Raw genomic sequence first — 25,439 nt, 5'->3', positions numbered from 1 at the left:
CTAACCTATGGCTTTAGATAAACACGGCATTGCCAAACGCATTGCAAAAGAATTACAGGAAGGCTATTATGTGAACCTCGGGATTGGCATACCTACGCTGGTGGCCAATTACATTCCCGAAGGGATGAACGTAGTGCTGCAAAGCGAGAACGGCTTATTAGGCATGGGACCTTTCCCTACCGAAGAGGAAGTAGATCCAGACCTAATCAACGCCGGTAAACAAACGGTGACTACGTTACCTGGTTCAGCCATCTTCAGCTCCGCGGAGAGTTTTGCGATGATTAGAGGTGAACACGTGCACCTGACTATTTTAGGGGCCATGGAGGTCTCTGAACGCGGAGATATTGCCAACTGGAAAATTCCGGGTAAGATGGTGAAAGGCATGGGTGGCGCCATGGATTTGGTGGCCTCCGCCAAGAATATCATTGTAGCCATGCAGCACACCTCCAAAGATGGACAATCCAAACTTTTAAAAAACTGTAGCCTCCCTATTACCGGCCTTCAGTGCGTCAAAAAAATTGTAACCGATTTAGCTGTGCTGGAAGTAACCGGAGAGGGATTCAGGTTACTGGAACGCGCACCAGGTGTGACAGTAGAACAAATTCAAGCCGCCACCGAAGGAAAACTTTTAGTGGAAGGTGAGATTCCTGAAATTAATGTGTAGATCCTTTTGTTACTCAAAGGCAAAAGGAAGACCATGAAGGCTATTTTGGCAGATTTTGAACTGTTTTCCCTAAAACGAGTACAAAACGCCAGACACCTTTACCCTTCATTCAAGCTTGGTCGCCCTTTAAAGCTTTTGTAACTTTGAAAGAACGCCACCCATCAACCCCCTGTAAGTCTTCAGTCCTTTAAGGTACAAGGAGGATTTTGATGAAGGCGTTTACTAACTGATTTTATTAAACATGAGTGAAAACACCGAACATAAGTTAATACTTCGTCCGCTTACCACTTCTGATTACAAGGAAGTAAAACAAATCATGGAGCTAGTCTACACTACCATTGGCGGCTCCTGGACCCAAAGAGAGTTTGCATCTCTTTTAAAGCGTTTCCCAGACGGGCAGCTCTGTATTGAGGACAAAGGCCGGGTGGTAGCCGCGGCACTCAGCATCATTGTGAATTACCCGGAGTACGGAGATAAGCATACGTATGAGCAAATAACGGGCGGTGGTAAATTTGACACCCATGACGATGATGGGGATACTCTTTACGGAGTAGACGTGTTTGTGCACCCTGAGTACCGCAACCTGCGCCTGGGTCGTCGTTTGTACGATGCCCGGAAAGAGCTTTGTGAGAACCTGAACCTGCGCGGCATCATCCTAGGTGGCCGGATTCCTGGCTACAAAGAACATTCAGACAAGATGACGCCGGGCAAGTACATTGAGCAGGTCCGGAACAAGGAAATCTATGACCCTATCCTCACCTTCCAGCTGAGTAATGGCTTCCACGTCCGGAAGATCATCAGAGGCTACATGCCCCAGGACAAGGAGTCTAAAGCTTATGCGTCTTTGCTGGAGTGGATTAACGTCTACTATGAGGAAAAAGAAACACTGGTAGGTGGTACCAAGCGGGTAGTCCGCATTGGGGTTATCCAGTGGCAGATGCGCCAGATGACTTCTCTGGAAGACTTTGAGCAGCAGGTAGAGTTCTTCGTGGATACGGTAAGTTCCTACAAAGCGGATTTGGTGATGTTCCCCGAGTTCTTCAACGCACCATTGATGGCCCTTTCTGATGAGAAGTCACCCTCTGCTGCAATCCGGAAATTGGCGGAGTACACAGATGGTATCAGAGAGCGACTGATTCACCTGGCGCTTTCTTACAACATCAACATCATTGCGGGCAGCATGCCAGAGTACATTGACAACAAACTGCACAATGTAAGCTACCTCTGCCGCCGTGATGGGACCTATGACAAACAGTATAAACTGCACGTGACCCCAGATGAGTCGCAGTACTGGGGGATGCGCGGTGGTAACAAACTGAACATCTTTGAGACCGATTTTGGGAAAGTAGGCCTATTGATCTGCTACGACGTAGAGTTCCCGGAACTAGCGCGTATGCTGTCAGATCAGGACATGAAGATTCTCTTTGTGCCGTACCAGACCGATACTAAGAACGCTTACCTACGGGTTCGTCATTGTGCCCAGGCCCGTGCCATTGAGAACGAGTGCTACGTGGCCATAACGGGCAGTGTGGGGAACTTGCCGAGAGTGGAAAACATGGACATCCAATACTCACAGTCGGCGGTGTTCTCCCCTTCTGACGTTGCTTTCCCGCACGATGCCATCATTGCGGAAGCCACGCCTAACACCGAGATGACCTTGATTGCGGACCTGGACCTGGACTTACTCAAAGACCTGAACACCACAGGTAGCGTGCGTAACCTGAGAGACCGCCGGAAAGATTTGTACAATCTAAGCTGGTTACACCAGAAAGAAGATGATTTAACTGAGATTTAAGTAAAATGATCATAAAAGAAAAGGCCGGTTGTTACCGGCCTTTTCTTTTTTTGGGAAATGTAACTCACAAAAAGATAAGCTTTACACCTCGGCAAACCTGTTCCTGCTTTTGTTTTTTCGGCTTTCTATCCTCATTACCACAAAGAAGGCTAAAAGGAACCCTCCTACAGCTCCTAGAAATAGGTGCAGTTTAAATCTGGGACCCGTTTGGTGGAGAAGCGGCGCAAAGCCTACCACCACCTGTACCGTTTCCAAGTTTCTTAACTCCGCTTCTAATTCGGACTGAGTTTCAAATAACGCCGCGCTTTGTTTATATAAATTAGTGGGGTCTAAGGGCTCTCCGTACACAAAACCGTTAGCAGGACCTCTCAGGTTCACCGCCAGCTGTTTCATACTGTCTATGGAGGCAATGTCTTGTTTTAGTTTGGCTATCCTAGCACTGAGCTGCTCCTTTTTTGCTTGGGTAGTTCTGGAGAAAAAGGGGTTTCTATTGAAATACCCCACCAAAGCTTCCTGAAAAGGACCGAAATACTGGTTGTCATACAACTGAACTTCTACCTTGAACGGAGAGCCAGCCATGACACTATCAGGGGCTACCCTTACATGGTCAATACTGACGTACTTGACCGACTTTATTTTTGAGGCTTCTTCAGGGGTGATCTTGAGATCAGAAGCCACTACTTCAAAGTTAGCGTCATTGATCAGCGAGTAAAGGCGGTTTACCTGGTCTTCAAAATATTCATTTCTGATCTCAGACGGAGCCACTGTAATGGAGGATTGATAATAAGGCTTTTTCAGGGAGTACACCAGAAAGCCAATTCCTACTCCCACCAACGTCAGTAACAACACCAAAGGCCACCTGCGTAGCAGCAGGAAAATGGCCTCTCTAAATTGATTCAGGAAACGTTTAAAGAAAGAGCCTAATTTCCGGAAAACTATCCTTAGATCAATTTCATCAGTAATTCTATCCTCTCTTAGAGATGGTTTGTCCATGGAGCCCTGCCTTGTTCTATAGCTCTCAAAAATAGAAAAACTTTAGAAGATGTCTCTGAAAAGCTTTGCCACTTGTCTGGGGTAAGAGACAATGAAGCTTGTGTTTATTTAAAATTACATTTGCAGAAAAAAATCACCATTTATTAGAACAGAAGGTAATCTGGCCTTTATTGATGTAAGCTTTGTGCTTGTTTTTAGAGTCTCTGACAGTTTACCAGTTACTTTTGGAAAAAAGCCCAGAAACCATATCAATTAATTTAAAACGTGCTTTGTTGAATAAAAAGCGACCCTTCGGGAATGACTTGATAAGTGGCAGGATCCTGAAGAATTTAGCTTCATTAGGCTCCTTGCAGATTTTGAATTTCCTGATCCCCATGGTGCTCTCTCCTTACCTGGTCCGGGTCATAGGTCTGGAAAATTTTGGCCGGGTTGCTGTGGCGCAAGCCATCATCTCCTACCTGAATATCATCACAGATTTCGGATTCTATATCACGGCTACGAAAGAGATTTCCCAAAACAGGGAAAACAAAAAGGTAGTTGGCGCTATCTACAACGAAGTGCTCACCACCAAAATCTATCTGTTAGTACTCACCTTTCTGTTTTTATCGGGGTTTGTTGCTCTTTTTGATGAAACAGACACAAATCCCCTGCTCTATATCTTTTCATTCACCATGGTGATTGGGCAAGCCTTATTTCCCATCTGGCTTTTCCATGGTTTAGAGGACATGAAGTACATCACGCTTGTTAACTCTGCTTCAAAAGTAGTTTCATTATTATTGATTTTCTTTTTCGTCACAGAGACAACAGATTACATCTATGTCAACTTCTTCCTGGGCGTTGGTACAATCCTGGCTGCAATAGCCAGCTTTTACTTCGTTAAAAGTAAATATGGGCTGGTATACAAACCAGTTGCAATTACCCAAGTGAGACATCATCTAAAAGAAGGGAAAGACATCTTTGTCTCCAACTTTGCGGTTAATCTGTATACTAACTCTAACATTTTAATATTAGGTTTATTTGCCCCTGTTCAGATAGTCGGGTATTACAGTGTCGCCGAAAAAGTGATGAATGCAGTGCGCCAATTATTGGGGGTGTATTTTCAAGCCATTTATCCTTCTATGTGCAATCTAGTTTCTAAAACCAAAAAGGAGTTGATAGAAGTTACATTACGCGTCCACCTTCCTTTTTCCTTAGGCATTATGTTTCTGTGTTCGGGGATCAATTTCTTCTCAGAAGAACTAACCCAATACTTTTCTGGTACCTACACACAGGAAATTAATTATCTGATCAGGCTTTTAAGCTTCGTTCCTTTTATTGTGGCGCTGAATATTCCCTCAAACCAGCTTCTGCTTATTTACGGGTATAAAGAAACATACCGGACCACCCTGCTGCTAGGCTCATTGCTGAACTTACTTCTTAACTTTGTTTTGAGCTATTTCTATCTTGCGCAAGGCACAGGCATTACAGTTATCCTAACTGAGGTTTTTATTACGGTAAGTCTGCTTACGGTATTAGAAAAGAAGAACCCTGTTTACAGCCTCTTATTTAAAAAAGGAACCTAATGTGACCTTGCCAGACAAATTTAGTAGCACACGAGTGAAGGTAACTTAGAAGTGCCCATCACAAAACTCTACTTCTTTGTTTCCAGACCACATCCGTACCTCTTGCTTAACCTGAAGTAAAAATGACAACCTCTACAACTGAGAACACCGCTGGGGTTGTTGTCTTGTACAATCCAGAAGAAGATATCCTGGACAATATTGCTTCTTATCTTCCTTACATATCGGTTCTTTATTGTATTGACAATTCTGAGACCCCAAACTCATTTCTTGTGGCTCAGTTGACCACAATCCCGAAGGTTCATTATATCAAAAATTATGGCAACGTAGGGATTGCAGCTACATTGAACCAAGGTGCTACCATGGCTTTGAAAGATCATTACCATTGGCTTCTTACCATGGACCAGGACAGCAAAGCTCATGAGAGTATGCTGCCTATGTTGAGAGAAGGATTAGTGGGCAACCACGATGAAAATATAGGAATAATGGCTCCATTCCAGCAGGACAAGGACAACCAGCATGTAGCCCTGAGCAATTATGTTCAGCAAGTGGAGACAGTCATGACTTCAGGAAACCTGCTGAACTTAGAGGCTTATACCCGGGTGGGGCCCTTTAAAACAAAATTTTTCATTGATTATGTTGACCATGAATATTGTTTGCGACTAAGAGCACATGGGTATAACATCTTGCAAGTTCCAAAAGCAATCCTGTTCCATAGAGTTGGGGACATCACCTTACATTCTATCTTAGGGTTCCGTATCACAGCTTCAAATCATTCTCCCTTAAGAAGGTATTACATTACCAGAAACCGGTTGGAGGTACTAAGATTGTACAAAGGCCGTTTTCCTGAATACCTTAAAAGGGAAATCCAGGCCATGGGGAAGGATCTGCTGAGAATCATTTTCTTTGAGAAAGAGAAAGGAAAGAAGCTTTTATATATGGTTTATGGAGTAAAAGATTTCTGGAACAAAAGTTTTGGTAAATTTCAGAATTAAAACAGCCCATCTATAGCAGAACCCATCTCCTACTTTGATTGATCACCTTAACTAAAACTTGTGCCTTCACTCAGTCGTCTTGACCCAAATAGCGTGACGCATGACCCTACTTTGAAACAACCCTGGGTTTGTATCATTCTATTGAATTACAATGGGTATGAAGACACCATAGAGTGCCTGGAAAGTCTGTTCAAGCTGGAGTACAAAGCATTTTCTTTAGTGGTAGTGGACAACAACTCCACAGATTCTTCCCTTGAAAAACTTACCCTATGGCTTGAAGCACAGGCAGCAAAGACTAAAACAATTATTAAGGTCCCTTTTTTAAAAAAAGTAATATATGAAGAGGCAAATGGCTCTCTATCTGAAGAAAAAGCATGGGTTACCACTATTCAAGTAAAAGAGAACCTAGGATTTGCCGGCGGAAACAACATAGGTATTGCTTATGCACAACGTCACTTCTCCCCTGAATATGTCTGGTTGTTGAATAATGACACCGTAGTAGTCCCCAACAGCTTAAGCAAATTGGTACAAAAAGCACAGGAAGATTTGACGTTGGGCCGGAACATTGGTATCTGGGGATCGAAACTTTTGTATTACCACAAACCAGATACTATTCAGGCCATAGGCGGGAAGTTGAACCTCACTACCTTTACCACCAGTCATATTTCAGAAGGCCTGAAAGACACACCGGCCACCGAAATAGAACATCCAAGTCAGGATTATGTGGTGGGGGCCTCCTTATTTGTCAGCAGAAAGTTTTTAGAGCTAGTAGGGCTCTTGAGCGAGGAATATTTTCTTTACTTTGAAGAATTAGACTGGGCCAAACGGGGGCTGAAAGCAGGTTTTCGCCTGGGCTATGTACCTGAAAGCAAAGTTTACCACAAAGAAGGAAGCTCCATCGGGTCCAGTTCCACAGGAAAGAAGAAAAGCGATTTAGCCGATTATCACGGAATAAGAAGCAAAATCATCTTCTTCAGGAAATTCTACCCCGAAAGAACCTTGCAGCTGTACACCATTTTGTTGGGCTCTGTCCTGCTTAGGTTGTGCAGATTCCAATTTAAAAGAGCCTTTCGGGTGTTAAGGCTAATGTGCCTAATTAGATGAAGCCAACCCTTAACCCAAGGATTTCAATATCCTATACGCTGCTACTTGCCCTAATCACTGTTCTTTTACTCAGTGGCTTCATTACCAATTTCCTTTCATTTACCTCTTTAGGCCTTGGTACTATCATAGTAGACCTTCTAATTGGTTTACTTCTGACTTATACTGTGCTAACCCTTCTGTTCCGTTATTTTTCAAGAATAAAGGTAAACAGAGAATATCTTTTTTTTGCTGCCTTTTGGTTTCTGCTGCTGCTATTTACCTTGGGTAAAATCATGTTGATTGACGAGAATCCAATCAGAGAAAGGATTCTAGGGCTGCGAAATAACCTTCTGTATTGCTTACCCATCTTGTATGTGCCACTGCTGATACAATCAGAAAAGCACGTACAAAAAAGTGTTCGCGTCCTCCTGGGACTTGGATTAGCGTTGTGCCTGTATGCAATGTTTCAATTCTTTTTTGCTTCTAATTTACCCCTTTCTTTTCTGGTGCTGAGAGGAGAAGGAGCCTTCCGGTTTTATGACCAGGAAATCACAAGACCAACTGCACTTGTAGGAAATACCATCATCTTCTCTAGCTTTACCCTCCTTCTATTTTGCCTTTACTTTTCCAATTACCTCATCCATAAAAAAAGGCTGTATTTACTAATAGTAGGAATCGTACTCACCACAAATATCATGACGTTTACCAGGGCTACTTTGGCAGGCATTTTTTTATCTGGAGGAGTTATTCTGATTCTTAATTATGGGCGTTTTACCTTACTGTATACCCTTAAACTCTTATTCGCTTTTATCATTCTTTTATCCTCTATCCTTTTCTTGGGGTATCTCTATAAAGACTCTTTTCTAGTGAAAAGAATCACGAGTAGAGAAGCGAGTACAATCCACTCAGACCAGGGTCATTTTAGCATGATAGAAAACTCTATTTCTTACCTGAAGGAACATTATTTGGTAGGCTCTGGAATAGGCTCCCAAGGCCCAAGCAGCAACCCTGAAACGGTCATTATCACAGATGGGTATTGGTTTCAATTGTTCCTAGAAAATGGATTACTATTAGGTTTCTTCTATGTGACCTTCTATTTCCTCTGCTTCTATTATGTCCTGCAGGCTTACTTCAAATCAAAAAACGATCATTTGAGATACTTATGCCTTGCCTTCATTGGCATTAGTGTGTACTTCTACGCAGCATCGTTTTTTAATTCAGCATTCATTGGGAGAATCAATTTTATCCTATATTGGATTTTGTTTGGCCTGATAATGGCGCAACGCCTGATCCTGAAAAAGAACGATAATGCCGCACTTAGTCATTGATGCCCGAATGCTTCACTCTTCCGGCATCGGCGTCTACCTGAGGCAACTCATTCCTTTTCTCACCAGGCAGTTTGAGGTTACTTTATTAAGCAGGGAAAAAGAGGCACAGGAAGCACATTGGAAAGAAACAGCAACTATTATCATTTGCTCATCAGACATTTACTCTATTAAGGAACAAGTAGAACTTTATACTAAAATCCCACCTTGTGATGTATTCTGGTCTCCCCATTACAACATTCCGCTTCTACCAATCAAGGCAGAAAAACGGGTGGTGACTATCCATGACACTTACCACCTGGCTTATAAGCAAACCTTGTCTTACAAACAAAAAACTTATGCCATGCTGGTATTGAAGGCCGCAGTAAAACTTTCAGATAAGGTGGTGACAGTGTCAGAGTTCTCTAAAAGGGAAATAGAAAAGTACACAAATTGCCCCAAAGAGAAGGTCAAGAAAATCTCCAATGGCGTAGACCATACCCTGTTTTCCGCCGGTATTTCAGAAAGCGAAGAGAAAACGCTTCGAAACAAGTTTTTCCACCTTCCTAAGAGGTACATCCTGTATGTAGGTAATGTGAAGCCGCATAAAAACCTGCTTACGCTGCTTAAAGCCTATATACAACTTTCAACTGGGCTGCAGAAACAATATGGTTTGGTGATAGTTGGTAAGAAAGATGTGTTTATCACGCCAGACACTGAACTGGCTAAACTGCTGCAGAAGGAACCTGACTTGGAGAGACAGATAGTATTCACTGGTTTTGTACCCGATGCCCTTTTGCCATTCTTCTATAAATGCGCATCTTTGTTCGTGTTCCCTTCTTTGTATGAAGGTTTCGGACTACCCCCGTTGGAGGCTATGGCGTGCGGATGTCCGGTGTTGGCTTCTACAGCAGCCAGTCTCCCAGAAGTATGCGGTACTGCTGCTATATATTTCAATCCACTAGATGCGGAGGAACTCAAGCACCAATTGGAAAAGGTTTTAGAAGATGATAAGCTGCAGCAAGAACTTAGGAAAAAAGGCATTGTACAGTCTAAAAAGTTCTCTTGGAAATCTTCGGCTAACGAACACATTCAACTGTTCAATGATTTACTGACCAGCCATTAATCAGGCTTACATTTAGGTCTACTTTCAAGATAACACCTTTAAATTCAGGTTATAACAAATAATCCATTAAGATTTAGTGAAAGTAGCGATAGTACATGAATGGTTTGTTGATTACTCTGGGTCAGAAAAGGTAGTTGAACAGCTTTTGCAAATATTTCCAGAGGCCGAATTGTATGCGGTGATTGATTTTATGCCCGATCATCTGCGGAAGCACATTCACCACAAACCTGTTACCGCCACGTTCATCCAACAGCTTCCTTTTGCCAAGAAACATTACCGGAATTACCTGTTCCTGATGCCACTGGCAGTTGAACAGCTTGATGTATCGGGGTATGATCTGGTTATATCCAGCAGTCATGCGGTAGCCAAGGGAGTGCTCACCCATGCCCACCAACTTCATATCTGTTATTGCCATTCTCCTGCCCGGTATGCCTGGGATCTATACCACCAAAACCTCCATGAAAATGGGTTAACTAAAGGCATCATAGGAGTATTCGCAAAGCTGACGCTGCACAACTTCAGGAAGTGGGATTTTGCCACTGCTCAACGAATAGACTTCTTCATTTCTAATTCCCGAAACATCTCCCGAAGAATAAAAAAGAACTATAACCGAGAGTCCACTGTCATCTATCCCCCCGTTGATCTGGAGAGTTTCTCTATTGCTAATACCCTCAGAGAAGACTTCTATCTCACCGTTTCCCGACTAGTGCCTTACAAACGAATAGATTTACTAGTAGAGGCTTTCAATGAAATGCCGGAGAAGATACTTATAGTGATTGGTGAAGGCCCGGAACTCAAACATCTGAAAGCCATTGCCAATTCAAACATTACCTTGATGGGGTACCAGCCCTTTGAGGTTCTGAAGGATTACCTGCAAAGAGCCAAGGCGTTTGTTTTCGCTGCTAAGGAAGACTTTGGCATTTCTCCTGTAGAGGCTCAGGCCTGTGGTACGCCAGTCATTGCTTTTGGAAAAGGAGGAGTACTCGAAACCGTTACACCTTCCTCTGGGCTATTCTTTTACAAACAACAAAAGGAAGCTATTATTCAGGCGGTTCATCAATTTGAGAGCATTAGTGAAAACTATGATCCACATGTCATCAGAGCATCTGTAGAACGGTTTAACCAGAAGAGATTCCAGGAAGAGGTACGGCAATTTGTTTTGGAAAAATATGAGGAGCTCAAGCACCATTTCTAATTGGAAGACAAGCTTCTGGGAAGATGCTTTTATTTATCTGATCTACCTGTACGCTGTTGCTCTTCCACTACGGCTAAACCTGAAAACTGGCATTCTGTTTCTTCTTTTGGGGTGGTTTTTAGTACAAATAATCAGGAATAGGAACCTTGACTTTTCTATTCTAAAGACCCATTCCTTCAAAGCTATTCTAGGGTATATTTCTCTTTGTGTGTTTTCGCTGCTGTATTCAGAAAACCTAAGCGGATCATTGAGATTTATTCTTTTGCAGAGCACCCTTTTGCTATTTCCATTGATTATTTACAGGCGACTTTCTGTAAAACAGGTTCAAAATGCGTTACTGCTTTTTAGCCTCAGTTGCTTTTTTTTATCTATCTACGCTACTACCATTACAGCTTTAGAATACGTGAAGAAGATACCGGAGCAATTCCATTCATTCAGCACACTTGACTGGACCTTTTTCTCTTATTTTATCCCCCAAAACATCTCATTCCATGCTCCCTATTTTAGTTTGTATATAAGTGTCTGTTTACTTATACATACCTATTTTCTGTATACCGCTAAAGTCACTGAGAAGAAAATCACCTACCTGGCTCACCTATTCTTCTGGTTATTTTATATTACCTTTTTATCGCTTTTATCTTCAAGAACTGCCTTAGTGGCTACTATTCTGGTATTGGCGATAATTGCGGTATACTTAACATGGAAGGCGCGTAAATACCTACTCCTTTTATCTGTAGTTGCAGTCACCGCAGGAGTTAGTTGGTTTATTTTCCAGAATGTACCTTATTTAAAAACCAAATTCACCCAAGGGGCGGGGGTATTGCAACGAAAAATGATGTGGCTTTCTGCAATTGAACTCATCAAGGAATCTCCGGTAATTGGTGTTGCCCCGGGAGATTCCGAAGAAGCATTGGTAGTAAGCTATCGAGAAAAATACTTCATGGAGGGAGTTACTTCCAGGTTTGATGCCCATAACCAGTACCTGATGGCGGGAGTATCCCTTGGGTTAGCAGGCCTTATGGCGTTATTATTCATCTTTTACTTTCTGTTCAAAGAAGCCTATAACCAGAAGAACTTTATTCTTCTTTCCTTTCTGGCGGTGTTTGCCCTTTGCTGCCTGACAGAATCCTTGCTTCAAAGACGAGACGGCACCCTGCTTTTTTCATTCATTACCTCTCTTTTGCTATTCGCACCTAAAGGTCAAAAGACGAACAGTTATCTTGAACCAGTAGCCTAAGCGGCTTTGGTGCTTTCCTAAATCTTGGTATTTAATCCACAAAAGTAGGGGAATGGTAGTTTAGGCTTGATTTAAGGTAAATTGCCTCAAAGCTTCTGAACCAAGGTTCCCTCTTCCAGGACTGATTCTTTTCTGATTTTGCTATCTTCGCAGCGTTAGAAAAAGACTCATGAGCAAAGACAAACCATCCATCCCCAAGGGCACCCGTGATTTCGGGCCGGCTACGGTGGTGAAACGCAACTATATCTTCTCCGTTATCAAGCGCACCTTTGAGAAATTCGGGTTTCTGCCGTTAGAGACTCCCGCTATGGAAAACCTGTCGGTACTGACTGGCAAGTACGGCGATGAAGGCGATCAACTTATTTTCAAGGTCCTGAACTCAGGCGATTTCCTGAACAAGATTTCTTCTCAAGACATAGAGCAAGGCTACAAACCGCTTACCCCCAAGATTTCAGAAAAAGCCCTTCGGTATGACTTAACGGTGCCTTTCGCCCGTTTTGTGGTCATGAACCGTAACGAGATCGCTTTTCCTTTCAAGCGGTACCAAATTCAACCTGTCTGGCGCGCCGACCGTCCGCAGCGGGGCCGCTACCGGGAGTTCTACCAGTGTGACGCCGATGTGGTAGGCACCAACTCCCTCCTCTGCGAAGCCGAAATCATTCTCATGATAGATGAAGTGCTGAGCACCCTAGGACTGGATGATTTCACCATCAAATTCAACCACCGCGGACTGCTAGCGGGCATTGCTGAAGCCATTGGTGCTAAAGGCCGTGAGGCAGATCTTTGCGTGGCCATTGACAAACTAGACAAGATTGGGCAGGACGCAGTTAATGAAGAACTGCGGCAGAAAGGCATTGTGGAGGAATCACTTGTGAAACTGAAGCCTATCCTAGGATTGTCAGGCGACATTGCGGATCTGCTGCCCCAACTGGACACGTTGCTGCAAGATTCTGAAGAAGGCCAGCGCGGCCTGAAAGACATCCGCAGCATGTTGTCTTACCTGGAAAGCTTTACGGTGCACAAAGCCAAGGTGCAGCTAGATGTGACCCTGGCACGTGGTCTCTCCTACTACACCGGCTGTATTTTTGAAGTGAAGGTGAACAACGCCCAGATGGGTAGCATCAGCGGCGGAGGCCGATATGATAACCTGACGGGCATGTTCGGGCTGCCGGGCGTTTCTGGGGTGGGCTTCTCTTTCGGGGTGGACCGAATCTTTGACGTTTTGGAAGAACTGAATCTTTTCCCGCAAGACAGCCAGACCATCACGCAGGTGCTTATCTCTAATTTTGACGAAGCCTCTATGCGCTACTCTTTGCCGGTGCTACAGGCTTTGCGGGAGGCGGGCATCTCCACGGAGTTGTACCCGGAAGCCGCTAAATTGAAAAAACAAATGGCCTACGCCGATCAGAAGAGTATTCCCTACGTGCTGTTAATCGGCTCAGAAGAAATGGAAAGCGGTTTGCTGAACCTGCGCAACATGCGCACCGGCGTACAGGAACGGTTGACCGTGCAGGACATTTTGAACGTGTTAAAAGGCAACACCCAAAACTAATGGCCGGGCAGCACCTCGTTTCCCTGGCCCCACTCTCCCTCCCGGAGATCAAGAAGGTTTTGCAGACCAAAGCCACCCTGTCGCTTTCAGAGGAAGTAGAGCAACGGATTCTCCGAAGCCATGCCTATCTGCACCAGCACTTGCAACTAGCGCCGGGTCCGGTGTATGGCATAAACACGGGCTTCGGGGCGCTGTGCAACACCACCATTTCCCCGGAGAACCTGGAAACCCTGCAACGCAACCTGGTCATGTCGCACGCCTGCGGTACCGGCGAAGAAGTGCCTGCCGAAGTGGTAAAACTGATGCTGTTCCTCAAGGTGCAGTCGCTAAGTTACGGGTACAGTGGGGTGCAGCTGAGCACGGTGCAACGGCTGCTGTCCTTCTTCAACCGCGACGTGTACCCCATTGTCTACCAGCAAGGCTCTTTGGGGGCCAGCGGCGATTTGGCTCCGTTAGCACACCTTTGCCTGCCAATGATTGGCTTGGGCGAAGTGCGGTTCCAGGAGTTCAAGCTGAAAGGGAATGAAATTCTGGATATCTTCAGTTGGGAGCCCATCCGGTTACAAGCCAAGGAAGGACTGGCCCTGCTAAACGGAACCCAGATGATGGCTGCCTACGGAACTTTGATTTGTCTAAAAGCCCGTCAAATCTCGGCTGCAGCCGATGTGTTGGCAGCTCTTTCCCTGGAAGCGTTTGACGGACTCAGCGCCCCTTTCTCTCCGGAGATCCACCAGATAAGGCCGCATCCCGGACAGCTGAAAACCGCCGCCCGCATTCTCCACTTGCTTTCTGAAAGTGAGTTACAGCAAAAACCAAAGTCTCAGGTGCAGGACCCCTACTCCTTCCGGTGCGTGCCTCAGGTACATGGCGCCAGTTTAGACGCCTTGGAATACGCCGAGAAAGTTTTCACAACCGAAATAAATTCTGTTACTGATAACCCTAATGTGTTTGCGGAGGAAGAACTGGTGCTTTCTGGCGGCAACTTCCATGGACAACCGCTTGCTTTGGCGCTGGATTTCCTGAGCATCGGCTTGGCAGAATGGGGCAGCATTTCAGAACGACGCACGTTCCAGTTGATCTCAGGACAGCGTGGCTTGCCGCAGTTCCTGATCCAAGAGCCCGGGCTGAATTCTGGTTTCATGATTCCGCAATACACCGCCGCCTCCATCGTTAGCCAGAATAAGCAACTGTGCACTCCGGCCAGCGTAGATTCCATTGTTTCATCCAACGGGCAGGAAGACCACGTAAGCATGGGCGCAAACGGGGCCACCAAGGCGTACCAGGTGGTGCAGAATGTAGAACGGATTCTAGCCATTGAACTGATGGCCGCGGTACAAGCCCTGGAGTTCCGCCGTCCGCTGCGTACGTCTCCGGTTCTGGAAAAAGTAGTAGCGGCGTACCGGACTCAGGTCTCACCCCTGGAGCAGGACCGGGTGCTGCAGCCAGACATTGAAAAGAGTGTAAAGTTTATCCAGGAGTTTCCTTTTGAAGATTTAATGGCGTGAGAAAACGGTTGGCATTTCTGCTTTTTTGGATGGGCATCTCTTTGGGTGCCTGGTCGCAAACCCGCACCAACTGTTTTATCGCCAAAGCCCCGGCAGCCTCTACCCCACTCAGGTTCATCTGCGTGGACGAGCCGGTCACCTTTGAAGACACCACTGCCCGAAGCAGGGACCCTCTTTTCGCCGTTTTCTACTACATCAACAATCAGCAGATCACGTTGCCCTACCGGTTCACAGCACCGGGCCGGTATGAGGTACGGCAGTTAGCCAACGGGTTTGACCAATGCCTCACTACGTTTGTAGTCAGGGCCAAAGCCCCAGCCTCGCCACCAGTATTCCAGAGGCTTACCCTTTTGCCTAATAACCGCCTTCAAGTGCAGGTAAACTCCTCAGCTGTCAATGATCTTATTGTGGAACGAGTTTCCTCCGGGACAGGCACATTTACCCCCGTAGACACTCTGCGGAATGTACCGGTGGGCTCAAGCCAACAAACCCTCAACACCTCACTCACCTCAGGTTGTTTCAGGTTGCGCGTCACCAACATCTGCACTGAGAATGAGACCATCGTTTCAGCCACGGTGTGTGCCCAGGACTTACGGGTAACCGCCGGGAACCGCACGAACCAACTTACCTGGACCGCCAATGCAAGCCCCGGAAGTGTGGTCAATTACCAGGTCCACAGAGGCGGTCAGGTGTACCAGACATTGCCGGCTTCCCAAACCACGTTTACAGACCAGCAGGTAGCCTGCGGAAGACGGTACACCTACCAATTGTTGGCAGTTTTGCCAAACAACACGCAAAGCGCCTCATTACCTGTTGAGGTGGAAACCAGGGGCACCACTCCCCCAGCCGCTCCTTTACTAATAGCAAGCTTCGATATCCAGAACAGGGTCACGTTACAGACTGTAGTACCAACTCAGGAGACCTTTCTGGAGCAGGTGGTGTATAGAAGCCAAAACGGAAGCGCTTTTAACCAGATTTTAGATAAACAGCCAAGAAATACCATTGATGCCACTCCGGGCAATTTAACCTCTCCTTTTTGCTACCAGGTTGCCTATACTGATTCTTGCCGGCTTGTCTCTCCCAGCAGTGCATCGGTTTGCCCAGCCATTTTAAGTGCTGTATTGCAGCCAGAAGGCGGCGTACGGGTAAGTTGGAGCACCTACGAAGGTTTTCCCTCTGGCATAGGAACCCAGACGCTGGAACTCCTGGATGAACAAGGCACTGTTTATTGGAGCCTGCCGGTTACCGGGCAAAGCTACATTGACGTAAACCCACAGGAGAAGTACCAGCGCTTAACCTACCGGCTGGTTACCACCGCACTGAACGCACCTTACCAGAGTTACTCTAACACCGCCTCTGTAGATCAGGACTTTCAGTTCCACTTCCCTACTGCTTTCACCCCCAACCAGGATGGGCTGAATGATATTTTTCGCCCCGTAGGCGCTCCGTTTTCCTCTCGTTACCTGTTGCAGGTCCTGAACCGCTGGGGCCAGATCATCTTTGAAAGCAAAGACCCTAAAACGGGCTGGGATGGAACCCACGGCGGCAAACTTGCTCTCCCGGAAACCTACATCTACCGGTTTGAGGCTTTAGACGTCAACGGGCAGCGCATCACTAGGAAAGGAACCTTCACCCTAATCAGGTAAGAATATCAGGGCTGTTTTTGTAAAAAGGGCTGCTATTCGCATTTGCCACAGTTTAGATTTGTACCCCTTTTCTACTTACTTTCCTTCTATAAACCGGTGCTTGGCAGGTGCTTTCTGAAAAGCTCGGCCGCAACGTATCGGGTTCAGGGAAAATGAAGTAATTTGGCGTCGGATTTCAATGGAGGCACAATAGTATCTTCTGCCCCTGTTTCCGCGTTAACTTGAAGAACCCACTAAAAGAAGAAGATTATGTTTGACATGTTCGGGATGATGAATAAGGTGAAGGAGATGCAGGCCAAAATGAAAGAGGTCCAGGATAACCTCCGGCACATACAGGTTTCGGCCGAGGCCGGAGGCGGCATGGTGAAAGCCACTGCCACCGGAGACCGCCGGTTATTGAAGGTGGAGTTTGACGAAACGCTCATGAACCCTGACGATAAGGAAATGCTGGCTGACCTGGTAGTTGCCGCCGTGAACAAAGCCATGGACGAAGCTGGTGAGCGCGGAAAAGAGGAAATCAAGAAACAAACCGAGGGCATGCTCCCTAACATTCCTGGCTTAGACCTGAGCAACTTTGGCTTATAATTCCCCTAAAGTGGCGGTGGTGATTCTCAACTGGAATGGCCGCCGCTGGTTAGAGCAGTTTTTACCCTCTGTTTTGCAAAACAGCCCCGAAGCTGAAATCGTGGTGGCCGACAATGCCTCCCAAGATGACTCCGTTTCGTTTCTCCGGGCGCAGTATCCGCAGGTCCGGCTTATCCAGTTGCCGGAGAATTTAGGTTTCTGTGAAGGATACAACCAAGCCCTCCGTCAGGTGGAGGCCACCTATTACGTGCTGCTCAACTCAGATGTGGAGGTAACGCCCAACTGGCTCGTTCCCATGTTGGATCTGCTGGAGAAGAACCCACCTATTGCCGCCTGTCAACCCAAAATCAAATCGTTTCACCAGCGCACCCACTTTGAACATGCCGGGGCTGCGGGCGGATTCCTGGATGCCCATGGATATCCCTTTTGCCGAGGCCGCTTATTTGACACCGTAGAAGAAGACCGTGGCCAATACGATGATACTCGGCCGGTTTTCTGGGCCACTGGGGCTTGCTTGTTAATCAGGGCAGAAGCCTATTGGAAAGCCAGTGGTTTTGAGAAAAGGTTCTTTGCGCATATGGAGGAGATTGACCTTTGCTGGCGCCTCCAGAACCTGGGTTACCATATTTACTACCAAGGCCACAGCACAGTGTACCACGTGGGTGGCGGCACCCTGCCCAAATCAAACCCGAGAAAAACTTTCTTAAACTTCCGGAACGGTGCGGCGCTCCTTTACAAAAATCTGGCTGATGCCGAAGTAGACAAAATCCTGTACACCAGATTGGTGTTAGACGGCGTGGCGGCTACGCAATATTTTCTGAAAGGCGAATGGAAAGAGGTAAAGGCGATCTACAAGGCGCATCGTGCATTTCTTGCTGACAAGCCTTTCTGGAAAGAGAAACGGAAGGAAGTTCCGGTGAAAAAGCGCACCCATGAACTTACTGGTTGGAGTCAGCAGAGTGTGGTATGGGAATATTTTGTGAAAGGAAAAAAGGAATTCAGCGCCTTAGAGATCCCAGACAGTGCTGCGCTCCCGGCGTAGTATCTTCTGTATGTTCAGCCAAAAAGCCATGACCAGGTACACCAATACCGGTGAGCCGAACGTTAAGAAAGAGAGATAAATAAAATAAAGACGGATGCTGCTGGTAGCGAACCCTAACTTTTCCCCCAGTTTGGTACACACCCCAAAGGCTTGGCTTTCCAGGAAATACTGTATATTTTTCATGGCATGAAAAGTTAACCCTCTAAGATAAATAAAATAACAAATTCTACCGTAACTTTCCCTCTGAAAAAGGATTCTCATGTGAGTCTAATAACGTTTCTATACGTTTCTTGTTGTTAATAAGATATGCCCTTAGTTTTCTCCCGTTCCCTCTCCGCGTTCAGTTTATTTCTTGCCCTTCTATCAATTACCGGTTGTACCCTTTCCAGAATGGCCCGAAAAGCAGAGAAGGAGCAGATAATCACGGCCCAGCCGGAGGTTCTCATGATACGAGGGAACCAGGTTCCGGTAGAAGTGCAGGCGCAATTACCTAAGAATCTGCTGAACAATGACTATCGTTACGGTATCAGGATTTACTACAAGGGCACTAAGGGAATTGAAGAGCACGTAGGCTCCCTGGGCTTTGACTTTGGGAACTACAATTTCGTAGAAGGCAAACCCACCATGATGAGCTCTTTTGCTTTTCCGTATTCGCCTTCCAAAATCACCGGGCAGTTGATGGCACAGGGAGTGATAACAGACCCCAAAGGCCGTAAAAAATATACCAAAGCAAAGGTTCTGGCGCAAGGCATCATCACTACTCCAACCTTGATCCAGACCGTGCATGCCCCCGCCTACGCTCCTGAACCCGTTAAAAGTGACTCCGCTGGCCCTTTGCGCTTTCCCATCTATTTTGACCAGGGGCTAGCCACCTTGCGCCAGGGCTATGGCACCAATCTGCAGTTATTGGATGAATTTATAAAATCAAACCAAAAAACAACTAAGATTGAGATTGTGGCCATGCACTCTCCAGACCAGATGGAAACCTCAACCCGCAACCTGGCCACCCGAAGAGCCGTAGCGGTTGAGCGCTTCATCAAGCAGAAAATAGATACTGAAGGGTATAACAACACCGTCTCTGATATCAACTTTGACGTGCGTACAGTGCAAAACAACTGGCAAGCCATGCTGGGTCGGGTGCAAAGCTCAGCCCTGCCCGAGGAACAAAAACAGCAAATTCTAGCCATTGTGAATGGTCCGGGGTCTTTCTCAGAAAAAGAGGAAAAATTACAGGCCCTTCCCGCCTATGACTACCTGGAAACATACGTGTACCCTGTGTTACGCTTCGCGGAGGTCACCGTAGATTCCAAAACCAATCCGAAACGTGACTACGAGGTGTATCTTCTGGCTAAGAAGATTGTAGAGAACCGGGCCAATGCAGATGCGCTTACTGCCGAAGAAATGCGCTACGCCGCCACCTTAACTCCCCTGCTGGCGGAGAAAAGACGCATCTATGAATCTGCCGTGGAAACGTACATGGGCTGGCAGTCTTTGAACAACCTTGGTATGGTGTTTTTTGAGCAGGCTCAGAAAGAGATTCGGCCCAAGGTGAAGCAAGCACTGCTGGAGAAAGCAATTCTGAACCTTCGCTACGCTGCTCACCGCAAACCAGAGGCGCAGCAGTTCTATAACCTGGCCGTAGCCCATCACCAACACGGAGACCCACTGGAGGCCCTGCAGAGCTATGATTATGCCATCAGGTTAGGAGGACCATTACCTGTGCTGCAACAGGTTTTCACAGACAAAGCCGCCCTGGAACTAAGCATTGGTCAATATGATGATGCGGTGCGTAGCCTTTCGTTTGCCGGAACCGGGTATGCTGCCCAATTCAACATGGCGCTGCTGTACTTCCTGAAAGAAAATTATGAAGGCGCTGCTGAGCTTGGCCAAAAACTACTTGCCACTTACCCACAGGATGCTAATGCACATTATCTGATGGCCGTGATTGGTGCCCGCAGCCAAAAAGAGGAACTGATGGCCCAGCATTTAAGAGAAGCCATCAAAGTTCAACCGACGCTTGCAGGAAAGGCCATTGAAGATCTAGAGTTCAGAAAGTACCATAAAACAACTGCTTTTGCTGATGCCCTGAAACAGAAACGTTGATTTTGGCTTGTTTTTCTAAATTAAGGCTGGATTCAGAAACCCATTCATCATATTGCTACTAAACAGAGATGCGTTTTTTTATTTGTGCCGCATGTCTTAATTTTACCCTTTAGATAGACGTTGAAAATCTTACTATGAGAACCATACAATTCAGAGAGGCATTGCGTGAGGCAATGAGCGAAGAAATGCGCCGCGACCCAAAAGTGTTCCTGATGGGCGAGGAAGTTGCCGAATACAACGGTGCTTACAAAGTGAGCCAGGGCATGCTGGATGAGTTTGGGCCAGAGCGCGTGATTGACACGCCTATTGCTGAGCTGGGCTTTGCCGGTATTGGCGTGGGTGCTGCCATGAACGGTTTAAAGCCAATCATCGAGTTCATGACCTTCAACTTCTCTTTGGTGGCCATTGACCAGGTCATCAACTCCGCTGCTAAAATCATGTCCATGTCAGGCGGACAGTACTCTGCTCCTATGGTGTTCAGAGGCCCAACTGGTAACGCTGGTATGTTGTCTTCTCAGCACTCTCAGAACTTCGAAAACTGGTATGCTAACACCCCAGGCTTGAAAGTAGTGGTTCCATCTAACCCGTATGACGCCAAAGGTTTGTTGAAGTCTGCCATCCGTGACAACGACCCGGTGATCTTCATGGAGTCTGAGTTGATGTACGGTGACAAAGGCGAAGTGCCAGAGGAAGAATATTTAATTCCTATCGGCGTAGCTGATATCAAGCGCTCAGGAAAAGACGTAACCATTGTTTCTTTCGGGAAGATGGTAAAACTGGCTTTGCAAGCGGCTGAGGAATTAGCCAAAGACGGTGTAGATGCTGAAGTTCTTGACCTTCGCTCTGTTCGTCCTATTGACTACAAAGCCATCGTAGAGTCTGTAAAGAAAACGAACCGCTTAGTGGTGGTAGAAGAAGCATGGCCATTGGCTTCTATCTCTTCTGAGATCGCTTTCCATGTACAGCACAACGCGTTTGATTACCTGGATGCTCCAGTGAAACGCGTTACCTGCCGCGATGTTCCGCTGCCTTATGCCCCAACTCTGATTGAGGCTTCTTTGCCAAACGTGAAGCGCGTAATCCAAGCCGTAAAAGACGTGACGTACGCAAAAGCGTAGGCCACCTACAATAAATTTCAAGAGCCGACCTTTATACCAATGGTCGGCTCTTGCTTTTCCGGGCTTTTGGCTTGGTTTTACAAAATGAGCCTTTAAAGAGGATGATCCAGAAAAAGGTAAAGCTTGTGGCTGCTGTCTTGTTTCTTGTGGGAACGGTGGCAGCGTGTACAGAGAAATCTGAATTACAGGAGGTGGTGTTGCCTGCCCCGGTGGAAGAAACTGTGGGGTTCCCGCGGGTGCCGGTAAAAGTAGATACCACGCTCAACCTCCGGGTGCTCTTCAGACCCAACAATGGGTGCGGACGATTCTCCCGGGCAGACTCTGTACTTACTCCTTCAGGAACCAATATCACCATTTATGCCGCTTACCCGGTAGAGGACCTGCAAGCCGTATGCGCTGACATCTCAAAACAAATTTCGTTTACGTTCCGGTACAAATTCACTACTCCAGGTTGGCACAAGTTCCGCTTCTGGCAGGCTGACAATACCTTTTTGGTAGATTCTGTAGAAGCGCGGTAATTAGTACTCCTTTATTTTGTTTTGAAAAGCCAGTGCTCTGGTTTATGCCCTGTTTCATGAAAACGGAGCGTAAACCAGAGCACTGGCTTTTTGATTTGGAAGTAGGTCAAACTTGGGTCAGACGTGCTATGTAATGATCATCCTCCTCCTGCAGAAGCAACTCAGCCTTTAGGCCCGCTTCCTCAGCGTATTGTTGAAGCAGGTCAAAATTGATGAAAAGCCATGGGAAAGGATCAGTTCTCTCGTCTTCAAACTCCATCATGTAGGTGAGCTCCCCATAGTAGGCGCCGTTCAGATCCAGCAAAACTGATCCGTCTTCCTCTTCATACAGGTAAAGAATGTCTGAAGACTCCAGCAATATCTGTCCACCGGGAGCGAGCCATTTTTTACAAGTTTCAAGAAAATGAGGCAGCCCCTCTAACGTTCCGGCTAGTCCTATCCCGTTCATAAGCAGCAGCAGGGTATCATGCGGCGTGGCCGGAAGGGTAAAGAAATCGCCGTGCAACACGTTTTTCACTCCGCGGGCTTTCTGGACTTCCACGGCTTTGCCTGAAATCTCCAGGGCAGTTACCTCTAGCCCCTGCGTTTGCAAAGCTAACGCATGCGAACCTGCCCCAGCCCCAATGTCCAGCACCTTCCCTCTAGCTTCTTTCAGGGCAAACTGCTCCCGCTCGGGCATTTCTGAAAACTCCCGAAACAGATAAGCAGCAGGCAATTCATCGGCTTCCATCTGGTCTGAGTAGACGGTGATGGAAGCATTATTATTTCCTTCCAAGTAGGCTTTGATGGCGCCGCCCATGGGATCTGGTTTCTCATTTAGCATATGAAAGCATGTAAACTCTCAAATTTACCTATTCCGTGTGAGCCTTCCCATTTATTTTAAACAAGTCCGCCTCTGCTGAATTCAGTAATCCTCCATCGTCTGAACTCCCTTGTTCAACGAAAAGGGTATTAAGGAAAATAGAATTTGAAGAGTTTTGCACCTCAGTTCAGTTTACCTTCCTTGTTAATGGGCCAAAATCATGATTACAGGGAGAAGAATAAGTTTTTCACATTAATTCCGTGGTCTTTAACTAAAAAGGGAAGAGACAGCAGGAATGATTCGCATCGGTTATCTTTATATCTTACTTAGAACCCCCTAGCCCCTCTTCTAAGAGATACTTTTATGAAATTAATTACTACCATCTACACAGCCATCGGTTTGATACTGGCCATGTTTTGCATTGTGACGATGGGCTACATTCAACAAACCAAAAAAGTCAAGAACAGCATAGAAGACGTTCTCTACACGGCCAGCATCATCAGGGAGGCTGAACGTGCTCAAAAGTTGATCCTGGATATGGAAACCGGCCTTAGGGGCTTTCTGCTGATTGGCAAGGGTCCTTTTCTCGAACCCTACCGTGAGGGCCAAAAACAATTCAACATAAGTCTCCATCACCTCGACTCCTTAACTGAGGCCTACCCAGAGCAAAATAAACAGGTTCACCTGATTAGGGAAGATGCGAACAAATGGTTGAAGACGTTTGCGGTCCCTTTGCTGGAAAGTAGGGCCAATGCAACAAAGAGCGCCCGTGACAAAGCCCGCTATGATTCCTTATTCAACGCTACGGCGGCGCAGGGAACAGGTAAGCGCATCATGGACCGGGCACGGGACCGGTTTGAGTTGATCAAGAAGGAAGAAGAACGCACGAAAGTAACCAGGTTAAATGAATTGAATTCGTCCTTCGCCCGCACCAACTACCTGGCGGTTGGACTTACCTTGCTTTCCATTCTAGCGGGCAGCCTGATTTCCTATATTCTGGGAAAAACGATCAGAAAGAGGTTCCAGCGCATGAACAGCCTGGCCAACAGCATTGCCAAAGGTGACTACAGCGTGTCAGTGGTAGACAAGCATAATGATGAGATCAGCAGCCTGACTCAGTCATTGAACGTGATGGCAGCCCAACTGCAAAGTAACTTTACCCACCTCACCAAAATGAACAAAGAGCTGGACCAGTTTGCCTATGTAGTTTCCCATGACCTGAAAGCCCCTCTTAGAGCCATCAACAATCTAGCCGAATGGATTGCCGAAGACCTGGTTACCAAAGACGATGATATCATCAATAACTTAACCATCTTGCGGGGCCGGGTTCAACGCATGGAAAACCTCATCAACGGGATTCTTGATTATTCCCGGGTGGGGCGCCAATCACTTTCCCAAAGCACTTTTTCTACCCAGGATTTGCTTAAAGAAACCTTGGAGAACCTGGCACCTCCTGCCACGTTCACCGTCACCACACCCGCCCCATTGCCTACCATTACGGGTGAGCGCACCTTGTTTTACCAGATCTTCTCAAACCTGTTAAGTAACGCCTTCAAGTACCACCACCGGCAGGAAGGAAAAATAGAGGTGCGGGCAAAAGAACTGCCGAACTTCTTCCAGTTTGAGATTAAGGACGACGGCCCCGGTATTCCTAAAGAATACCAGGACAAAGTATTTGCAATGTTCCAAACCATGGAAGCCCGAGACGTGAAAGAAAGCACCGGAGTAGGGCTTTCCATTGTAAAAAAGATAGTAGAAGAAAAAGGCGGTAAAATCTGGATAGAATCTGAGAAAGGGAAAGGCACCACATTCCTGTTTACCTGGCCAAAAGCCTCTTCACTTGTTAGCACTTCTCCTACCGTAAGCTTATGAAAAACGCAGAGCAAACCTGTCAGCAGCAGTTGGAAGAACTTAAAAAGGAATATGAGGAGTTCGCCTATATTGTCTCACATGATCTGAAAGCTCCTCTGCGGGCCATCAGCAATTTGTCTGAGTGGATACGGGAAGATCTGGGCGAAAACCTGGAACCTGATGTGAAACAGAACATCACCCTTCTGCAGAGCCGCACTGAACGGATGGAACGAATGATCAACGGCTTGCTTGTTTTTTCCCGTGTTCCGCGCTATGATCTAGAAATCAAGCCCGTAAACGTGCAGGAACTACTGGAACTAGTTGTGACCAATTTAGATAAGGAACAAAACGTAGTAGTTCACGCTAGCAACTTGCCTACCCTTACCACCTACTCCAAAAAGTTAGAGACTGTCTTTGTCCACTTGCTGCAGAATGCGATAACATACACACAACAGGTTACCCCTGAAATCTGGGTAGAGGCTACAGAACAGGAAGAACATTTTTTGTTTAAGGTAAAAGACAATGGGATTGGCATTCCGGCCGAAGCCCATGAAAAAGTATTCAAGATGTTTTACTCTATACAACCCAAAGACTTGCAGGCGAATTTAGGCGTGGGCCTCACCATCTGCCGCAAGATTCTCCAGTTTGTAGGTGGGTCTATTTGGTTGGAATCAGAACCGGGTACAGGCTCAGTTTTCACCTTCCTTTGGCCAAAGTCACTAGAAACCAGCTTTGTTGCACCCCAATAATTTCACCTTAATAAATA

The 25,439-nt window shown here is 46.4% G+C and carries 22 protein-coding genes; 19 read left to right on the top strand and 3 right to left on the bottom strand.

Going from position 1 to position 25,439, the window contains the following annotated elements; translation table 11 throughout:
- Positions 1–7: 7 nt before the first annotated feature.
- A complete protein-coding gene (locus DC20_RS16795) occupies positions 8–664 on the top strand; it encodes a CoA transferase subunit B (protein ID WP_062544889.1) in 657 nt (218 codons plus the stop codon).
- A 241-nt stretch (positions 665–905) separates the two neighbouring features.
- Positions 906–2,459 (top strand): bifunctional GNAT family N-acetyltransferase/carbon-nitrogen hydrolase family protein, encoded by a 1,554-nt coding sequence (locus tag DC20_RS16790; RefSeq protein ID WP_062544888.1) that lies wholly within the window; start codon positions 906–908, stop codon positions 2,457–2,459.
- Between the two features lie 81 nt (positions 2,460–2,540).
- Here the strand turns inward: DC20_RS16790 and DC20_RS16785 are convergent, their stop codons facing one another.
- The gene (locus DC20_RS16785; RefSeq protein ID WP_062544887.1) at positions 2,541–3,452 is read right to left on the bottom strand and encodes a hypothetical protein; all 912 of its coding nucleotides are present in this window, start codon (positions 3,450–3,452) and stop codon (positions 2,541–2,543) included.
- A 269-nt stretch (positions 3,453–3,721) separates the two neighbouring features.
- Between DC20_RS16785 and DC20_RS16780 the strand changes: the two genes are divergently transcribed.
- The 12 genes from DC20_RS16780 (at position 3,722) to DC20_RS16725 (ending at position 18,281) form a co-directional block, all read left to right on the top strand.
- Positions 3,722–5,014, top strand: coding sequence for an oligosaccharide flippase family protein (locus DC20_RS16780; protein ID WP_169788198.1), 1,293 nt, complete (start codon positions 3,722–3,724; stop codon positions 5,012–5,014).
- A 122-nt stretch (positions 5,015–5,136) separates the two neighbouring features.
- Positions 5,137–6,006: a glycosyltransferase family 2 protein gene (locus DC20_RS16775; protein WP_062544885.1), complete on the top strand. Its 870-nt coding sequence runs from the start codon at positions 5,137–5,139 to the stop codon at positions 6,004–6,006.
- A 60-nt stretch (positions 6,007–6,066) separates the two neighbouring features.
- Positions 6,067–7,110 carry a glycosyltransferase family 2 protein gene (locus tag DC20_RS16770; protein WP_083470359.1) on the top strand — a complete coding sequence of 348 codons (1,044 nt, stop codon included), beginning with the start codon at positions 6,067–6,069 and terminating at the stop codon, positions 7,108–7,110.
- Positions 7,107–8,417 carry an O-antigen ligase family protein gene (locus tag DC20_RS23710; protein ID WP_062544883.1) on the top strand — a complete coding sequence of 437 codons (1,311 nt, stop codon included), beginning with the start codon at positions 7,107–7,109 and terminating at the stop codon, positions 8,415–8,417. The genes DC20_RS16770 and DC20_RS23710 overlap by 4 nt, the downstream gene beginning before the upstream one ends.
- Positions 8,398–9,519 carry a glycosyltransferase family 4 protein gene (locus DC20_RS16760; protein ID WP_071885488.1) on the top strand — a complete coding sequence of 374 codons (1,122 nt, stop codon included), beginning with the start codon at positions 8,398–8,400 and terminating at the stop codon, positions 9,517–9,519. Before DC20_RS23710 ends, DC20_RS16760 begins: the two co-directional genes overlap by 20 nt.
- A gap of 76 nt (positions 9,520–9,595) precedes the next feature.
- Positions 9,596–10,714, top strand: coding sequence for a glycosyltransferase family 4 protein (locus DC20_RS16755; RefSeq protein ID WP_062544882.1), 1,119 nt, complete (start codon positions 9,596–9,598; stop codon positions 10,712–10,714).
- 655 nt (positions 10,715–11,369) lie between these two features.
- Positions 11,370–11,951, top strand: a complete 582-nt coding sequence (locus tag DC20_RS23705) for an O-antigen ligase family protein (protein WP_245652235.1) — start codon at positions 11,370–11,372, stop codon at positions 11,949–11,951.
- 169 nt (positions 11,952–12,120) lie between these two features.
- A complete protein-coding gene (hisS, locus tag DC20_RS16745) occupies positions 12,121–13,503 on the top strand; it encodes a histidine--tRNA ligase (protein ID WP_062544880.1) in 1,383 nt (460 codons plus the stop codon).
- Positions 13,503–15,008, top strand: a complete 1,506-nt coding sequence (hutH, locus tag DC20_RS16740) for a histidine ammonia-lyase (RefSeq protein ID WP_062544879.1) — start codon at positions 13,503–13,505, stop codon at positions 15,006–15,008. The genes hisS and hutH overlap by 1 nt, the downstream gene beginning before the upstream one ends.
- Positions 15,005–16,654 carry a T9SS type B sorting domain-containing protein gene (locus tag DC20_RS16735; protein ID WP_157593198.1) on the top strand — a complete coding sequence of 550 codons (1,650 nt, stop codon included), beginning with the start codon at positions 15,005–15,007 and terminating at the stop codon, positions 16,652–16,654. The genes hutH and DC20_RS16735 overlap by 4 nt, the downstream gene beginning before the upstream one ends.
- Positions 16,655–16,903: 249 nt before the next feature.
- Positions 16,904–17,239: a YbaB/EbfC family nucleoid-associated protein gene (locus tag DC20_RS16730; protein WP_062544877.1), complete on the top strand. Its 336-nt coding sequence runs from the start codon at positions 16,904–16,906 to the stop codon at positions 17,237–17,239.
- Complete coding sequence (locus DC20_RS16725; RefSeq protein WP_062544876.1) at positions 17,229–18,281, top strand: glycosyltransferase family 2 protein; 1,053 nt, start codon at positions 17,229–17,231, stop codon at positions 18,279–18,281. The genes DC20_RS16730 and DC20_RS16725 overlap by 11 nt, the downstream gene beginning before the upstream one ends.
- Here the strand turns inward: DC20_RS16725 and DC20_RS16720 are convergent.
- Entirely contained in the window at positions 18,246–18,464 is a 219-nt protein-coding gene (locus DC20_RS16720; protein WP_071885641.1) for a PspC domain-containing protein, read from the bottom strand. The two genes, DC20_RS16725 and DC20_RS16720, sit on opposite strands and share 36 nt — an antisense overlap.
- 123 nt (positions 18,465–18,587) lie before the next feature.
- On the opposite strand from DC20_RS16720, the gene DC20_RS16715 reads away from it, so the two are divergent.
- The 3 genes from DC20_RS16715 (at position 18,588) to DC20_RS16705 (ending at position 22,020) form a co-directional block, all read left to right on the top strand.
- A complete protein-coding gene (locus DC20_RS16715) occupies positions 18,588–20,384 on the top strand; it encodes a tetratricopeptide repeat protein (RefSeq protein WP_157593197.1) in 1,797 nt (598 codons plus the stop codon).
- A 134-nt stretch (positions 20,385–20,518) separates the two neighbouring features.
- Positions 20,519–21,502 carry a pyruvate dehydrogenase complex E1 component subunit beta gene (locus DC20_RS16710; protein WP_062544873.1) on the top strand — a complete coding sequence of 328 codons (984 nt, stop codon included), beginning with the start codon at positions 20,519–20,521 and terminating at the stop codon, positions 21,500–21,502.
- 101 nt (positions 21,503–21,603) lie between these two features.
- On the top strand, positions 21,604–22,020 hold the full coding sequence (locus DC20_RS16705; RefSeq protein ID WP_062544872.1) for a hypothetical protein: 417 nt from the start codon (positions 21,604–21,606) through the stop codon (positions 22,018–22,020).
- Positions 22,021–22,126: 106 nt separating this feature from the next.
- On the opposite strand, the gene DC20_RS16700 is transcribed toward DC20_RS16705, so the two are convergent.
- Entirely contained in the window at positions 22,127–22,843 is a 717-nt protein-coding gene (locus tag DC20_RS16700; protein WP_062544871.1) for a class I SAM-dependent methyltransferase, read from the bottom strand.
- 342 nt (positions 22,844–23,185) lie between these two features.
- On the opposite strand from DC20_RS16700, the gene DC20_RS16695 reads away from it, so the two are divergent.
- A complete protein-coding gene (locus DC20_RS16695; protein WP_062544870.1) occupies positions 23,186–24,694 on the top strand; it encodes a sensor histidine kinase in 1,509 nt (502 codons plus the stop codon).
- Positions 24,691–25,422 (top strand): sensor histidine kinase, encoded by a 732-nt coding sequence (locus DC20_RS16690; RefSeq protein ID WP_062544869.1) that lies wholly within the window; start codon positions 24,691–24,693, stop codon positions 25,420–25,422. The genes DC20_RS16695 and DC20_RS16690 overlap by 4 nt, the downstream gene beginning before the upstream one ends.
- Positions 25,423–25,439: the final 17 nt, after the last annotated feature.

This window comes from Rufibacter tibetensis, from assembly GCF_001310085.1.
Taxonomy (GTDB): domain Bacteria; phylum Bacteroidota; class Bacteroidia; order Cytophagales; family Hymenobacteraceae; genus Nibribacter; species Nibribacter tibetensis.
Note: the sequence above shows the minus strand (reverse complement) of the source record. Positions and strands in the feature narration are given on the sequence as shown.

Bases quoted from the DNA above. Each gene is read 5' to 3' on its own strand.
- DC20_RS16795 (WP_062544889.1), top strand. From the start codon at position 8: ATGGCTTTAGATAAACACGGCATTGCCAAACGCATTGCAAAAGAATTA.
- DC20_RS16790 (WP_062544888.1), top strand. From the start codon at position 906: ATGAGTGAAAACACCGAACATAAGTTAATACTTCGTCCGCTTACCACT.
- DC20_RS16785 (WP_062544887.1), bottom strand. From the start codon at position 3,452: ATGGACAAACCATCTCTAAGAGAGGATAGAATTACTGATGAAATTGAT.
- DC20_RS16775 (WP_062544885.1), top strand. From the start codon at position 5,137: ATGACAACCTCTACAACTGAGAACACCGCTGGGGTTGTTGTCTTGTAC.
- DC20_RS23710 (WP_062544883.1), top strand. From the start codon at position 7,107: ATGAAGCCAACCCTTAACCCAAGGATTTCAATATCCTATACGCTGCTA.
- DC20_RS16760 (WP_071885488.1), top strand. From the start codon at position 8,398: ATGCCGCACTTAGTCATTGATGCCCGAATGCTTCACTCTTCCGGCATC.
- hisS (WP_062544880.1), top strand. From the start codon at position 12,121: ATGAGCAAAGACAAACCATCCATCCCCAAGGGCACCCGTGATTTCGGG.
- hutH (WP_062544879.1), top strand. From the start codon at position 13,503: ATGGCCGGGCAGCACCTCGTTTCCCTGGCCCCACTCTCCCTCCCGGAG.
- DC20_RS16730 (WP_062544877.1), top strand. From the start codon at position 16,904: ATGTTTGACATGTTCGGGATGATGAATAAGGTGAAGGAGATGCAGGCC.
- DC20_RS16720 (WP_071885641.1), bottom strand. From the start codon at position 18,464: ATGAAAAATATACAGTATTTCCTGGAAAGCCAAGCCTTTGGGGTGTGT.
- DC20_RS16715 (WP_157593197.1), top strand. From the start codon at position 18,588: ATGCCCTTAGTTTTCTCCCGTTCCCTCTCCGCGTTCAGTTTATTTCTT.
- DC20_RS16710 (WP_062544873.1), top strand. From the start codon at position 20,519: ATGAGAACCATACAATTCAGAGAGGCATTGCGTGAGGCAATGAGCGAA.
- DC20_RS16705 (WP_062544872.1), top strand. From the start codon at position 21,604: ATGATCCAGAAAAAGGTAAAGCTTGTGGCTGCTGTCTTGTTTCTTGTG.
- DC20_RS16700 (WP_062544871.1), bottom strand. From the start codon at position 22,843: ATGCTAAATGAGAAACCAGATCCCATGGGCGGCGCCATCAAAGCCTAC.
- DC20_RS16695 (WP_062544870.1), top strand. From the start codon at position 23,186: ATGAAATTAATTACTACCATCTACACAGCCATCGGTTTGATACTGGCC.
- DC20_RS16690 (WP_062544869.1), top strand. From the start codon at position 24,691: ATGAAAAACGCAGAGCAAACCTGTCAGCAGCAGTTGGAAGAACTTAAA.